The organism is Solidesulfovibrio fructosivorans JJ] (assembly GCF_000179555.1).
Taxonomy (GTDB): domain Bacteria; phylum Desulfobacterota; class Desulfovibrionia; order Desulfovibrionales; family Desulfovibrionaceae; genus Solidesulfovibrio; species Solidesulfovibrio fructosivorans.
Map to the genome: position 1 here is coordinate 60,025 of NZ_AECZ01000011.1, position 12,344 is coordinate 72,368.

15 protein-coding genes and 1 tRNA gene are annotated in these 12,344 nt (G+C 63.5%); 13 read left to right on the plus strand and 3 right to left on the minus strand.

Annotation, left to right across the window (positions count from 1 at the left end; translation table 11 throughout):
• Positions 1-8 precede the first annotated feature (8 nt).
• The 12 genes from prfB to DESFRDRAFT_RS09660 all read left to right on the plus strand — a co-directional run bounded on the left by prfB (position 9) and on the right by DESFRDRAFT_RS09660 (position 10,229).
• Positions 9-1,116 (plus strand): peptide chain release factor 2 gene (gene prfB, locus DESFRDRAFT_RS09605; protein ID WP_199533115.1). Its coding sequence is split into 2 segments (ribosomal slippage): positions 9-83 and positions 85-1,116, totalling 1,107 coding nucleotides; the frame shifts between segments, so codons are not numbered across the junction.
• Positions 1,106-1,972 (plus strand): GGDEF domain-containing protein, encoded by an 867-nt coding sequence (locus tag DESFRDRAFT_RS09610; protein ID WP_005993410.1) that lies wholly within the window; start codon positions 1,106-1,108, stop codon positions 1,970-1,972. The genes prfB and DESFRDRAFT_RS09610 overlap by 11 nt, the downstream gene beginning before the upstream one ends.
• An 8-nt stretch (positions 1,973-1,980) precedes the next feature.
• Positions 1,981-2,811, plus strand: coding sequence for a MinD/ParA family protein (locus DESFRDRAFT_RS09615; protein ID WP_043794405.1), 831 nt, complete (start codon positions 1,981-1,983; stop codon positions 2,809-2,811).
• Between the two features lie 112 nt (positions 2,812-2,923).
• Entirely contained in the window at positions 2,924-3,199 is a 276-nt protein-coding gene (locus DESFRDRAFT_RS09620) for an HU family DNA-binding protein (RefSeq protein ID WP_005993416.1), read from the plus strand.
• A gap of 7 nt (positions 3,200-3,206) precedes the next feature.
• Positions 3,207-4,073: a UshA-like (seleno)protein family 2 gene (locus DESFRDRAFT_RS09625; protein WP_005993418.1), complete on the plus strand. Its 867-nt coding sequence runs from the start codon at positions 3,207-3,209 to the stop codon at positions 4,071-4,073.
• A gap of 75 nt (positions 4,074-4,148) precedes the next feature.
• Positions 4,149-4,994, plus strand: a complete 846-nt coding sequence (locus tag DESFRDRAFT_RS09630) for a UshA-like (seleno)protein family 2 (protein WP_456242866.1) — start codon at positions 4,149-4,151, stop codon at positions 4,992-4,994.
• A gap of 213 nt (positions 4,995-5,207) precedes the next feature.
• Entirely contained in the window at positions 5,208-5,981 is a 774-nt protein-coding gene (locus DESFRDRAFT_RS09635) for a prepilin peptidase (RefSeq protein ID WP_005993424.1), read from the plus strand.
• 105 nt (positions 5,982-6,086) lie between these two features.
• Positions 6,087-6,431, plus strand: coding sequence for a hypothetical protein (locus tag DESFRDRAFT_RS22685; protein WP_005993426.1), 345 nt, complete (start codon positions 6,087-6,089; stop codon positions 6,429-6,431).
• 245 nt (positions 6,432-6,676) lie between these two features.
• Positions 6,677-7,783 (plus strand): MlaE family ABC transporter permease, encoded by a 1,107-nt coding sequence (locus tag DESFRDRAFT_RS09645; protein WP_005993428.1) that lies wholly within the window; start codon positions 6,677-6,679, stop codon positions 7,781-7,783.
• Positions 7,784-7,789: 6 nt separating this feature from the next.
• Positions 7,790-8,587 carry an ABC transporter ATP-binding protein gene (locus DESFRDRAFT_RS09650; protein ID WP_005993430.1) on the plus strand — a complete coding sequence of 266 codons (798 nt, stop codon included), beginning with the start codon at positions 7,790-7,792 and terminating at the stop codon, positions 8,585-8,587.
• Positions 8,588-8,622: 35 nt separating this feature from the next.
• The gene (locus DESFRDRAFT_RS09655) at positions 8,623-9,636 is read left to right on the plus strand and encodes an MlaD family protein (protein ID WP_005993432.1); all 1,014 of its coding nucleotides are present in this window, start codon (positions 8,623-8,625) and stop codon (positions 9,634-9,636) included.
• Positions 9,633-10,229, plus strand: coding sequence for a PqiC family protein (locus DESFRDRAFT_RS09660; protein WP_005993433.1), 597 nt, complete (start codon positions 9,633-9,635; stop codon positions 10,227-10,229). Before DESFRDRAFT_RS09655 ends, DESFRDRAFT_RS09660 begins: the two co-directional genes overlap by 4 nt.
• 533 nt (positions 10,230-10,762) lie before the next feature.
• Here DESFRDRAFT_RS09660 and DESFRDRAFT_RS09665 read toward each other — a convergent pair.
• Entirely contained in the window at positions 10,763-11,233 is a 471-nt protein-coding gene (locus tag DESFRDRAFT_RS09665) for a tRNA (cytidine(34)-2'-O)-methyltransferase (protein WP_005993434.1), read from the minus strand.
• Complete coding sequence (locus tag DESFRDRAFT_RS09670) at positions 11,230-11,634, minus strand: PaaI family thioesterase (protein ID WP_005993435.1); 405 nt, start codon at positions 11,632-11,634, stop codon at positions 11,230-11,232. Before DESFRDRAFT_RS09670 ends, DESFRDRAFT_RS09665 begins: the two co-directional genes overlap by 4 nt.
• Positions 11,635-11,762: 128 nt before the next feature.
• Here DESFRDRAFT_RS09670 and DESFRDRAFT_RS09675 point away from each other — a divergent pair, with 128 nt between their 5' ends.
• The gene (locus tag DESFRDRAFT_RS09675) at positions 11,763-12,089 is read left to right on the plus strand and encodes a hypothetical protein (protein WP_005993436.1); all 327 of its coding nucleotides are present in this window, start codon (positions 11,763-11,765) and stop codon (positions 12,087-12,089) included.
• Between the two features lie 62 nt (positions 12,090-12,151).
• Here the strand turns inward: DESFRDRAFT_RS09675 and DESFRDRAFT_RS09680 are convergent.
• Positions 12,152-12,227 (minus strand) — tRNA-Val (locus tag DESFRDRAFT_RS09680).
• Positions 12,228-12,344: the final 117 nt, after the last annotated feature.

The window sequence follows — 12,344 nt, forward strand, 5'->3', positions numbered from 1 at the left end:
ACCCTTTCATGCTGCAATATTCGGAACTGCGCACGACGAGCACGGAGCTTCTCGAAAAATTCGACGAATTCTGGAGGCGTCTTTGACCTGGAACAGACGAAATCCCGTCTGGCGGCCATCGAAGCCGAACTGGCCAAACCCGGAGCCTGGGACGCCCCCGAGCTTCTGACCCCCGTGTTGCGGGAAAAAAGCATGTTGACCTCGCGCATCGAAGACGGCGAAAAGCTGCTGGCCGCCAGGACCGACCTCGACGAGTGGCTTTCGCTGGCCAAAGACGACGGCAGCCCCGAGGTTCTCGACGCCCTGGCCGAACAGATCGCCACGCTTGACGGCGAACTGGCCGACGCCGAGCTGGCCGCTTTTTTCCGGTCCGAGGACAACGTCGACGCCATCCTGGAAATCCACCCAGGGGCCGGCGGCACCGAGGCCCAGGACTGGGCCGAGATGCTCCTTCGCATGTACCGCCGCTGGGCCGAACGCAAAGAATTCGGCGTCAAGATCCTCGACTACCTCCCCGGCGACGAGGCCGGCCTCAAAAGCGTCACCCTCCAGTTCTCCGGCCCCTACGCCTACGGCATGCTGGCCGCCGAAAAGGGCATCCACCGGCTCATCCGCATCTCGCCCTTCGACTCCTCCGGCCGTCGCCACACCTCGTTCGCCTCGGTGGACGTCTATCCCGACGCGGGCGTGGACATCGACATCGACATCAAGGAAGACGACCTGCGCATCGACGTGTTTCGGGCCTCGGGCCCGGGCGGACAGCACGTCAACAAAACTTCCTCGGCCATCCGCATCACCCACCTGCCCACAGGCATCGTGGTGCAGTGCCAAAACGAAAAGTCGCAGCACCGCAACCGCGAAACGGCCATGAAAGTCCTCAAGGCCCGGCTCTACGACCTGGAGCTCAAAAAACTCCAGGCCGAAAAGCAGGAAAGCTACGAGTCGAAAAACGCCATCGGCTTCGGCTCGCAAATAAGGACCTACACCATGCAGCCCTACAGACTGGTCAAGGACCACCGTACAGGCGTGGACGCGGGCGACGTCGAGGCGGTGCTCGACGGCGATCTGGACAAGTTCATACGCGGCTATCTGCTGCGGGCCGGCAATGAATCCTGAAAACGGCCATCTGCCGTCCGCCACCCGAGAGGCGCTGCTTGCGGAGCTGGACACGCTGCGCAGCATGCTGGCCGACCTGGATAATCCCTCCTCACAGTCCGGCGAAGAGGGCATGATCATCATGCGCCTGTGCTCGGGCCTGCGTCTGGTCGACTGGGAAGCCATCAGCCATCAACGGGATTTCCGGGACTGGCTGGCCCTGCCCCTGCACGCCGACCCCCTGCCCTTTCTCGCGCGCATCCAGGAAACGCTCAACGATCTGGTTTTTCTCTCCGAGCACGATCCCCTGACCAAGCTGTACAACCGGGGGGCTTTCGAGCGCATCCTGTCCGCCGAACTCGTCCGGGCCTACCGGGCCGGCCAGTCCCTGGCCCTGGTGCTGCTCGACGTCGACGATTTCAAGGCGGTCAACGACACCTACGGCCATCCCTGCGGCGACAAGGTGCTCGAGGATCTCGGGGCCATGCTCTTGGCCGAGAAGCGCGCCTACGACTATGCCGCCCGCATCGGCGGCGAGGAGTTCGCCCTGATTTTGCCGAGCGTGGGACTGGTGCGGGCGGAAATGGTCGTCAGCCGCGTCCTGGCCGCGGTCCGGTCCATGACGATTCTCTGCGACGGGGTGTCCACGCCGCTTCATATCACCATCTCCGCCGGACTGGCCATCACCAAAGGCAAAATCCCCACGACCCGGGAAAAGCTCTACGCCCTGGCCGACACGGCCCTGTACCAGGCCAAGACCGCGGGCAAGGACCGGGTCATGGCCGCGCCCATTGCCGACTTGACCGGACCACCGGAGAAAACGCTTGTGCGCGCGGACGAAAAACGCTTTCTTTTCACCGGATTAACCAAAGGATAAGACGGCATATGTCCCAAGCCATAAATCCCAGGAGCTCCCTGTCCGTGGCGATTCTCAGCGGCAAGGGAGGCGTGGGAAAAACCAATCTCGCCCTCAACCTGAGCTATGCCCTGTTTCGCGCCGGTCACAAGGTGCTGCTCATGGACTTCGATGTGGGGCTGGCCAATGTGGACGTGCTGCTCGGCCTGTCGCCGGAAAAAAACCTGCAAGACCTCTTCCGGCCCGAAGTCAATGCCGAGGAGGTCATGCTGTCCGTGGAGGAAGGCGGCTTCGACTTTCTGCCGGCGGCCAGCGGCGTGCCCGAACTGCTGGAAATGGACGACGACATGCGCGAAATCCTTTTCCACAAGCTCAACAATGCGTTCAGCAACTACGATTACCTCATGCTCGACCTCGGAGCCGGCATCTCCCAGACCGTCCTGTCCGTGGCCGCCATGAGCCATCTCCACGTGCTGGTGGTCACGCCCGAACCGACATCCCTGACCGACTCCTACGCGGTCATCAAGGTGCTCCATTCCCAATACGGGATTTCCGACTTCCATGTGCTGGTCAACCAGGTGAGCGGCGCCGCCGACACCAAGGCCACCTACAACCGTCTGGCTTCGGCATGCCAGCATTTTCTGGGATTTACGCCGGAACTGCTCGGCGGCGTCCGCGCCGACCCGACCCTGCCGGACGCCGTGCGCCGTCAGATCCCGCTGTTGCGCCACGCTCCCAAGTGTCCGGCGGCACAGGATATTTTGGCAGGAGCCGTCAAGCTGCACCGTATTCGACAGGCTCGGGAGGAGGCGCTGCAAACCCTGCCGGTGCTGGGAAAACTTCCCCGGCCGCCGAAGTAGGCCTTGACGAACGTCGCTATTTTTCGGCAATGGTATGAAATAGATGGACGATTGCTCGACCGCCAGCTTCCGGCGGTGCCCGGCCAACCGTCAACAGCGCGAGGACACCGCGATGAACAAAAGCGAACTCATCAAAACCCTGGCCGAAACCAAGGACCTCCACATCGATGAGGCGGCGGACATCGTCAATGCCTTCGTCGATTCCGTCAAGCAGGCGCTGATCAACGAAGACCGCGTGGAAATCCGCGGGTTTGGCAGCTTCAAGATCAAGGGCTACAAAGGCTACACCGGCCGCAACCCCAAATCCGGCGACGTGGTCACCGTGGCTCCGAAAAAGCTCCCCTTTTTCCGCCCCGGCAAGGAACTCAAGGAATATCTGAATAAATAGGCGTCCCATGCGAGCATTGCGCGTTTTTCTCCTGGGTCTGGGCTTCATGGTCCTGGCGATCCGGCCGGCTTTCGCCGCCGATCCCGTGCTGACCATCCTGTTTTCCGGCAATACCTACGGCTACTACGATCCCTGCCCCACCTGCGGCCCCGAAAAACTCGGCGGCCTGGCCCGGCGCGCGACCTATATCCGCAACCTGCGCACCCAGCCGCCCACGGCCGGCAAGACCCTGGTCGTGGCCGGAGCCTGGGAATTTCTGCCCGAAGTCTCGGCCGCGCCGCCCGAGCCCGAAAAGCTCCCGGCCGTGGCCAAGGCCCATGAACGCCTGGGCTATGACGTCCTGGCCGTGACTCCGGCCGAAGTAAAGGTCCTCACCGAACACAAGGCCGCCGTGCCCAAGGATGCCGTCATCCTCGGCCAGGAACCGACCACGCGGATCATGACCATCGGCGGCAAGGCCGTGGGACTGGTCTTTTTCCCCATGCCCGCCGACGTGAGCGCCCCTGTGCCGGACAAGCTGATGGACGCCGTGGCCAAGGCCGCATCCGGCCTGCGCGGCAAGACCGCCCTGGTCGTCGGCATCAGCCCCTGGGGGGCCATCGACGAGGAGGCGTTCATCAATACCCGCGTGGGCGCGGTGGACGTGCTGCTCGGCAGCGGCGGCGGCTCGGGCTTTCCCTCCCGGACCTCGAAAAACGGCAAGACGCTGTGGACCCGGGCCTACATCAAAGGCAAGACCATCAACCGCCTGGACCTCTTCGCGCTGCCCGGCGCGTCCGGCTTCACCTGGAAGGTCGGCGACAACTTCATGGCCAAGGTCCAGCCCCTGGATGCGGCCTTTCCCCAGGACGAGGCCATCGAAAAGTTGTTCTGATCCGACTGCCCGCACACCGTCTCAAAAGGTTTTTTTCCCGTGCTGCAAAAAATATTGCGCGCCCTCCCGGCCGCCATGCTCCTGCTTTGTGCCCTCGCCGTCCCGTCCGCGCGGGCGGCCGATCCCGTGCTCACCATCCTTTTTACCGGCAATACCTACGGCAACGTCGCGCCGTGCCCCTCCTGAGGCGGCAGGCTCATCGGCGGGCTGGCCCGGCGGGCCGCCTTCATCAAGACCCTGCGCAACGCCCCGTCGCTCCATGACCGGCTGTTGCTTCTGGCATGCCCCTTCGAAGTGCTTCCCGACTACGCCCTGGAAGCCAAACCCGATCCGCGAAAGATGCCCGGCATGGTCAAGGCCCTGGATATGATGGGCTACGACGCCGGAGCGCTTACCCCGGAAGAAGCGGCTTTTCTCAAAGAGGCCGGAGCGCCTCTGCCCGCCGCCTTCACCGTCCTTGGCACCGCGCCCCAAACCAAGCTGGTGCCCCTTGGCGGGGACACGGTCGGCATCGTCTTTTTCCCGCCCTCGCCCGACCCGAAGAAACCGGCCCCGGCCGCCCTCGGCGACGCCGTGGCCCAGGCGGCCAAGGCGCTTCGGGGTAAGGCCCGGCTCGTCATCGGCATAAGCGGCCTGGGCATGGGCGACGAAAAAGCCTTTCTTGAGGCCCATCCCGGGGTCCTGGACATCCTGCTCGGCAGCGGCCCCAACGCCGGCAACGCCGGGCAACCCTCGGCCGACGGCAAGACCCTGTGGGCCCGGACCTACATCAAGGGCAAGACCATCAACCGCCTGGATCTGTTCGCCCTGCCCGGCGCCCCGGACTTCGCCTGGAAACCCGGCCAGACCTACAAGACCTCGGTCATCTCCCTGGACGAGCGATATCCCGCCGACCCGGCCGTGGAAAAGCTTTTCCAATAGCCGCCTTGACGCGGGCGGGCGGGCAAGACAAAAAAACTGGGGGGAAACTTTTCTGAAGAAAAGTTTCCCCCCAGGCCCCCTTTCCAAAGACTTTTAATAATAGCATGATGTTATCCGTCCGACACGTGTAACGATAAAAAATTTAGGAAGGGGAGAGCGCAAGAGGGGCTACTGCACTTTTTAAAGGGTTTCCCCTCTCGCACCTTCATGCCTATGCTTTTTTTCCCTTACCTCTTCCCCACAGCCGCCGGGGTGCTGGGCCTTGTGCTCGGCAGCTTTTATTCGGTGTGCGTGTCGCGGGGCATCGCCGGCACATCCATTGTCCGGCCGCCGTCGCACTGTCCGCGCTGCGGCCACAGGCTGCGCTGGTGGGAATTGTTGCCCCTTGTCAGCTACCTGTTGCTGCGGGGGCGCTGCGCCTCCTGCGGGGAACGCATTTCCCCCCTCTATCCGCTGATCGAACTGGCCTCGGCGGTCTGGGCCATCCTTGCGGCTCTGGCCTTCGGTCCCGGCTGGTGGTTTCTCGGCTGCCTGGCCCTGGGCGGGCTGTACATCGTGGCCTCGGGCATCGATTTGCAAGTCTACCTGCTGCCGGACGTCCTGACCTACCCGGCGGCCGTCCTCGGCATCGCCATGGGCATCCTGCATCCCGGCATCGGGCTCTGGCCGGCGCTTATCGGCGCGGCGGCGGGATTTGGCGTCTTCTGGCTCCTTGCCGCCGGCTACCGGCTGGCCAAGGGCGTGGACGGTCTCGGCGGGGGCGACGTCAAACTCATGCTTTCCATCGGCGGCGTGGTCGGCGTGCTCGGGCTGCCTTACGCGGTGCTCATCGGTTCCGTGGCGGCGCTTGCGGCCAGTCCGTTTTTCATCCTGGGCCGAGGCCGGGAAAGATCCATGCCCATTCCTTTCGGGCCGTTTCTCTGTTTCGGGGCCATGGTGCAGATGCTTTACGGTCCCACCATCTTCCGTCTGTTGACCGGTCGCTAGAATTCGCGGGCAATGCAACGTCGGGCTGGCTTTTTGCCGCCGGACCATGCTAGGCTTATCATGTCGTCTTCAGATATCCCGCACCCATCATCAACGGAGGAAGCCATGTCACGCCGTATTCTCTTCGTGTTCCTGGCCGCAACGGCTTTGCTGGGACTCGCTGCCGGCTGCGCCCCGCTCAAACCCGCCTCGCCTTCCATGTTCTACGGCAACTGCATCACGCCCCCCGGCCCGGATCCCTGCGGTTCCGACATGAACATCTGCCAGCAGTTCGACAATGTCATTTCGCAAAAGTACGCCACGGCCGGGGCCTGCCGCACGGCCTGCAACCAGGTTTACAACCACCTCTACTTCCAGGGCTATGATATGCAGGATTGCGGGTATATGCTCGATCGCGGCAGCGACCTGTGCGACCAGGAATGCCTGCGCCAGTATCCCGCACAAAAATAACGCCCGTAAAACTCCTTGCGTAGGGTTCACAGCGCGCCGCCGGAGCAAGGCGGCGCGCCGTTTCACCGGGGTTTCCAAAAGCCATCGGAACCGAACGCGATGCGTCCGACACCACGTTGTCGCTTGACAGTTCCCTGTTTCCATTGGATTTAGACCGGGCCAGGAAACAGAGGCCCATATACGGCGCGCCTGTCATGATACATTCTCCCCAATCCCGCTCTCTCCCCGATGCTCCGGCCTGCGCCATGGCCGAGTCTGACGGCGTGCTCACCCTGACCTTCTCCGGAACATGGCGCATCGACAGGCCCTCCCCGGATCTGTCCCCGATCCGGGCGGCCCTGGGCAAATCCCCCGCTCCCAAGACGCTGGCTTTCGAAAGCGCCAAGGTCACCGACTGGGACAGCCGCTTTCTGACTCAATGTCGCGCCATTCTGGCCCTGGCCAAAGCCCATGGCGTGACACCCGATTTGTCCGGTTTGCCGGCTGGCGCGAAAAGCCTGCTGGAACTGGCCGAAAAAGTGCCCGAACGGCAGGGCGCGGCCCGCAAAGAGGCCAGCACCCCGTTTCTCACGCGCGTGGCCGACATGGCCTTCGGCGCATGGCAGGGCGTGCACAACCTGCTGGACTTCGTCGGCGACGTCACCCTGGCCTGCCTGGCCCTGGCCGGCGGCAGGGCCGTATTCCAGCGTTCGAATCTTTTCGCGCTCATCTACCAGGCCGGCGTCGAGGCGCTGCCCATCGTCTCGCTCATAAGCCTCCTCGTCGGGCTCATCCTGGCCTTCGTCGGAGCCATCCAGCTGTCCCAGTTCGGAGCCCAGATCTACGTCTCCACCATCGTCGGCATCGCCATGGTCCGGGTCATGGGCGCGATCATGACCGGCATCATCATGGCCGGCCGCACCGGCGCGGCCTACGCCGCCGAATTGGGCACCATGCAGGTCAACGAGGAAATCGACGCCCTGCGCACCTTCGGCTTCTCGCCGACCCAGTTCCTGGTCCTGCCGCGCATGATCGCGCTGGTGCTCATGATGCCCCTTTTGTGCATCTACGCCGATATCATGGGCATCCTCGGCGGCTTTATCGTCGGGGTGTTCATGCTCAAGATCAATCCCATCCAGTACCTGACCCACACCTGGCAGTCCGTGCCCCTGGCGAATTTCTGGATCGGGCTCGTCCATAGCACGGTCTTCGGCGTGCTGGTGGCCATGGCCGGCTGCTACCGGGGCATGCGTTGCGGCCGAAGCGCCCTGGCCGTCGGACAGGCCACCACCGCCGCCGTGGTCACGAGCATCCTGGCCATCATCATCGCCACGGCGATCATCACCGTGGCCTGCAACATCATCGGCGTGTGAGGCCCCATGGACGCGACCGCAACCGCCACCACCGCCGCCAAGGCTCCAACAGCCGCCGAAACGCCGGCCATCCGCGTCGAAAACCTGACCCTGGCCTACGGCGATTTCGTCATCATGCGCGATCTCAATTTCACGGTGAACAGGGGCGACATCTTCATCATCATGGGCGGCAGTGGCTGCGGCAAATCGACGCTCCTGCGCGTGCTGGTCGGGCTCAAGGAACCGGCCGTGGGCAAGGTGTTCTACCGCGAAGGCAGCCTCTGGGACGCCCCGTCCGAGGAGCGTGACGCCATCTTGCGCCGCACCGGCATTCTCTACCAATCCGGCGCGCTTTTCAGCTCCATGACGCTCGCCGAGAACATCAGCCTGCCCCTCTCCCAATACACCAGGCTCAAGCCCAAAGAGATCCGCGAGCTGGCTTCCTTGAAGCTCGCCTTGGTCGGGCTGGCCGGATTCGAGGACTTCTATCCCTCGGAAATAAGCGGCGGCATGTGTAAACGGGCGGGGCTGGCCAGGGCCATGGCCCTCGACCCGGACATCCTCTTTTTCGACGAGCCCTCGGCCGGCCTCGACCCGGTCAGCGCCCACCTGCTCGACGAACTCATCCTGGAACTGCGCGACAGCCTGCGCGCCACCTTCGTGGTCGTCACCCACGAGCTGGCCAGCATTTTCGCCATCGGCAACAATTCCGTCTTCTTAAACGTCGAAACCCGGACCATGAGCGCCAGCGGTGACCCCAAGGGACTCCTGGCCCATACCACCGATCCCAACCTGCGCCACTTCCTCACCCGGGGCCAGGAATAGCGGTCCGGCGGCCGGAACACAAAAAGGCATTCCCCATGAGCGCCAAAGCCAACAAACCCCTGATCGGCCTGTTCGTCCTCGGCGCCCTGGCCCTGGCCCTCGGGGCCATCGTGGCCCTGGGCTCGGGCATGTTTTTCACGCAGAAATACCGCTGCATCATGTTCTTCCCCAATTCCGTCAGCGGACTGGAAGTCGGCGCGCCGGTCCTTTTCAGGGGCGTGCCCATCGGCTCGGTCACCGAGATCAGCATCGAGGCCGACCCCAGCAAGCTCCACTTCTTCATCCCCGTGGTGGTGGAAATCATGGGCGGCAAGATCAAGATCATCCACGACAAGGGCATACAGAAGGGTCTCCAAAATCTGGCCCAGGCGCGCGACGAAGGATCGGAAACGCTGCTCACCCAGCTGATCGACAAAGGCCTGCGCGCCCAGCTTGTCACCCAAAGCTTCGTCACCGGGCAGCTCGCCGTCTCCCTGGACCTCATGCCCGATACCCCCGTGCGCCTGGTCGGCAACACCAAGCTGCCCGAAATCCCCACCGTGCCCTCGACCTTCGAAAAGCTGACCGAAACCATCAAGCGCCTGCCCCTCGAGGAACTGGTCAACCGGCTCATCAGCGCGGTTTCCGGCTTCGAACAGCTCATCAACTCGCCTGAAGTCAAAGCCATCCCCGGCAAGATCGACACCGCCCTCACCAACGGCGGCGACATCCTGGTCGAAATCCGCAGCAAGGTGGGACCGCTCGCCCAGAAACTCGACCAGGCCCTCCAGAACTACTCCGACCTGGCCAAAAACCTCGACCGCCGCAGCGAGGGCCTGAGCACGTCGGCCAGCGGCGCGATCAAATCCCTGGACGCGACCCTCAAGGACGGACGCGCCGCCATCGGCAACTTCCAGAAAGTCATCAACTCCAACTCGCCGACCGTCACGGACCTCAACCGGTCACTGTCCGAAATCGCCGGAGCCGCCCGGGCCATCCGTGAACTGGCCAATTTCCTCGAACGCCACCCCGAAGCCCTGATCCAGGGCAAGGGAGGACCCCGCAGATGAGACGTCGCCCCCGTACCATCGCCGCCGTCGTGGCAGCCGCCGCCTGCTGCCTGCCGCTCCTCACCGGCTGCGGCAAGTCCGCGCCCACCCACTTCTTTTCCTTAAGCACCGCCGCCAAGGAAAATGTCGCGGCACCGGACGGCCCCTGCCAGTCCATCGGCATCGGCCCGGTGGATTTTCCGGCCTACCTCGACCGGTCCCAGATCGTCACGCGTCTGGGCCCCAACCAGATGCACCTGGCCGAATTCGACCAGTGGGCAGAACCACTTCGCGACAACTTCCAGCGCGCCCTGGCCGAAAACCTCGGCGCGCTCATCTGCGCCAAGCCCCTCGTCACCTACCCCTGGCCCGTGGGCGGACACCCGGATAAGCAGATCGTCATCCAGGTCGCCCGCTTCGACGGCAGCCTCGGCCAAAACGCCACCCTGCGCGCCAGCTGGTCCGTGGTCGACGGCGACGGCAACAACCTCGCCTGGCGCTCCGTCGAATACCAGGAAGCCGCCACAGGCCCGGGCTACGCCGACCTCGCCGCCGCCCAAAGCAAACTCGTGGAGAAGTTCGCCAAGGACGTGGCCGACACGTTGCGGCAATAGCGAGGGCGAAGCCGAAGACGAAGACGGAGAGGCGGGGGCTCTGCCCCCACACCCCCGCCGAGGGGCCACGGGCCCCCCGGTCCCCCCGATTCGGCTCTGGCCGAGCGGAGGTTTCGCGGGTTGGCGGGAGGGCGGAGAGTGGAGAAGATGGAGGCGGAATTTGTCGGGACGGTGCATGTCGCTCCGCGACAAGCTCGTCCCAAGCAAATTCCGCCTCCACCACGCCGGTCGCCCCAAAGGGGCGACATTCAGAGAAACAGCTTGTCTTAAAATGCGGCGCTTCGCCGCTGGCGCGGTTGTTGCCGCAATCGTGTCCGGCGTCGAGGCGCTTACGCGCCTCGTGCCGCCGGGCCGATTGCGGCAACGAACATGCGGCGTCCCACCGCTCAACAACACCAACCAACATCACCCAGCCCAACCAAACTCCCACCTCACCAACCCAACCCGGAAAGGGGGGTCCGGGGGACATCAAGTCCCCCGGCGGGGGTGCGGGGCGGAGCCCCGCCCTCCTTCTTCTTCGCCTACTCCCTTCCCTATTTGCCATCCAGTTCGCCGACGCTCCGAAGCGCCTCATAGAGCACGATCGAGGCCGCGTTGGCGAGGTTGAGGCTGCGCACGTGGCCCCAGATGGGGATACGCAGGCGGATGGAAGCGGCGTCGAGAAGCGATTCGGGCAATCCCCGGCTTTCGGTACCGAAGATAAGGGAATCGTTCGGGGTGTAGGCCAGGGTATGGTAGGGGACGGCGGTGTGGCCGCGGTTGCCGGCGGTGGTGGCGACGAGGCGGTTGCGGGGCCTTGCGGCCAGGTAGTCGTCAAAGCGGTCCCAAACGGTGAGATCGACGTAGGGCCAGTAGTCGAGGCCGGCTCGTTTGAGGTAGCGGTCTTCGAGGGAGAACCCCAGTGGTTTGATGAGGTGCAGGGGGGTTTTGGCGGCGGCGCAGAGTCTGGCGACGCTGCCGGTATTCTGGGGTATTTCCGGTTCGTAGAGAACGACTTCGATCACGCCGTCTCCTTGGTGTAGGGCGTGTTCTTGCGGTAGACGGTGCCCTGGAAGGCGGCGATGGCCTCGTCGGCGTCGTTGGTGATGGTGATGGCGTAGGTGGCCATTTTGTTGCCGCAAGAGACTTCGCGGGCTTCGGCGTAAAGGGTCTTGCCGATGCCGGGTTTGATGTAGGAGATGGTGGCGGAAACGGCCAGACACAGCTTGCCGTAGCTGTTGGAGGCGACGGCAAGGGCTAGGTCGGCCAGGGAGAAGATGGCTCCGCCGTGGGCGATCCCCGCGCCGTTTTTAAGGTTGTCGGTCAGATCCATGGCCGCTTTCGCATAGCCGGGTTCGGCGTCGAGGAGTCGGATGCCGAGATGGGCGGCCAAAGCGTCACGTTCGACGAACCACTGCATATCCATAAAGAACTTCCTTTGTCGTTGTGGCGGATGTCGAGAAATTTCGGGATGGAACGCCAGACGCGATTGTTTGTCAAGCCGGGGGATTGCGGGTATATGGGGACGTCGCCGTTGCCGACGGGGGGATCGAGATGCCGAGGACCGTGTGCGCCTTCGTGCTTGCTTTTGCCGTGCTGACAGGCGCGGCCGGCGTCTGTCCGGCGGCCCCGCCGGGGCCGGCCGATCTCATGCGTTCCATCGAGACGGCCCGCAACGCCATTGCCGAGAACGAAAAAATCCTGACCAGCTATGGCAACGAACTGCGGACGGTCGTGGGCAACGACCCGGCTTCGATCAAGCGCCGCGAGGAAATCCGCATCCTCAAGCAGTATTACGTCCATGAGATCGAGGACTATCGGGCCAAGATCGCGGACGATTACCGGAAGATCCAGGAGTACAAGGCTCGTGGCGTCCAGTGAAACGCAACCCCTTTTCCCAAATAAAAACGCCTCGCGTTGCGAGGCGTTTCGTTTCCTTTCGGTGGTGGGCGATCGGGGATTTGAACCCCGGACTTCCACCGTGTGAAGATGGCACTCTAACCGCTGAGTTAATCGCCCGTCGAAAAAAGTATGCTGACCGCCCCTATTTGGCAAGACTTTTTTTGAGAATCGGGTAAAAAAGTCCTCGGGCAACGTGCCCGAGAAACGACAACACCTTATTATAAAAGGACAAAA

Coding starts and splice junctions, on each gene's coding strand:
- DESFRDRAFT_RS09610 (WP_005993410.1), top strand. CDS start 1,106: ATGAATCCTGAAAACGGCCATCTGCCGTCCGCCACCCGAGAGGCGCTG.
- DESFRDRAFT_RS09675 (WP_005993436.1), top strand. CDS start 11,763: ATGCCGAGGACCGTGTGCGCCTTCGTGCTTGCTTTTGCCGTGCTGACA.
- DESFRDRAFT_RS09615 (WP_043794405.1), top strand. CDS start 1,981: ATGTCCCAAGCCATAAATCCCAGGAGCTCCCTGTCCGTGGCGATTCTC.
- DESFRDRAFT_RS09670 (WP_005993435.1), bottom strand. CDS start 11,634: ATGGATATGCAGTGGTTCGTCGAACGTGACGCTTTGGCCGCCCATCTC.
- DESFRDRAFT_RS09635 (WP_005993424.1), top strand. CDS start 5,208: ATGCTTTTTTTCCCTTACCTCTTCCCCACAGCCGCCGGGGTGCTGGGC.
- DESFRDRAFT_RS09650 (WP_005993430.1), top strand. CDS start 7,790: ATGGACGCGACCGCAACCGCCACCACCGCCGCCAAGGCTCCAACAGCC.
- DESFRDRAFT_RS09660 (WP_005993433.1), top strand. CDS start 9,633: ATGAGACGTCGCCCCCGTACCATCGCCGCCGTCGTGGCAGCCGCCGCC.
- DESFRDRAFT_RS09620 (WP_005993416.1), top strand. CDS start 2,924: ATGAACAAAAGCGAACTCATCAAAACCCTGGCCGAAACCAAGGACCTC.
- DESFRDRAFT_RS22685 (WP_005993426.1), top strand. CDS start 6,087: ATGTCACGCCGTATTCTCTTCGTGTTCCTGGCCGCAACGGCTTTGCTG.
- DESFRDRAFT_RS09645 (WP_005993428.1), top strand. CDS start 6,677: ATGGCCGAGTCTGACGGCGTGCTCACCCTGACCTTCTCCGGAACATGG.
- DESFRDRAFT_RS09625 (WP_005993418.1), top strand. CDS start 3,207: ATGCGAGCATTGCGCGTTTTTCTCCTGGGTCTGGGCTTCATGGTCCTG.
- DESFRDRAFT_RS09655 (WP_005993432.1), top strand. CDS start 8,623: ATGAGCGCCAAAGCCAACAAACCCCTGATCGGCCTGTTCGTCCTCGGC.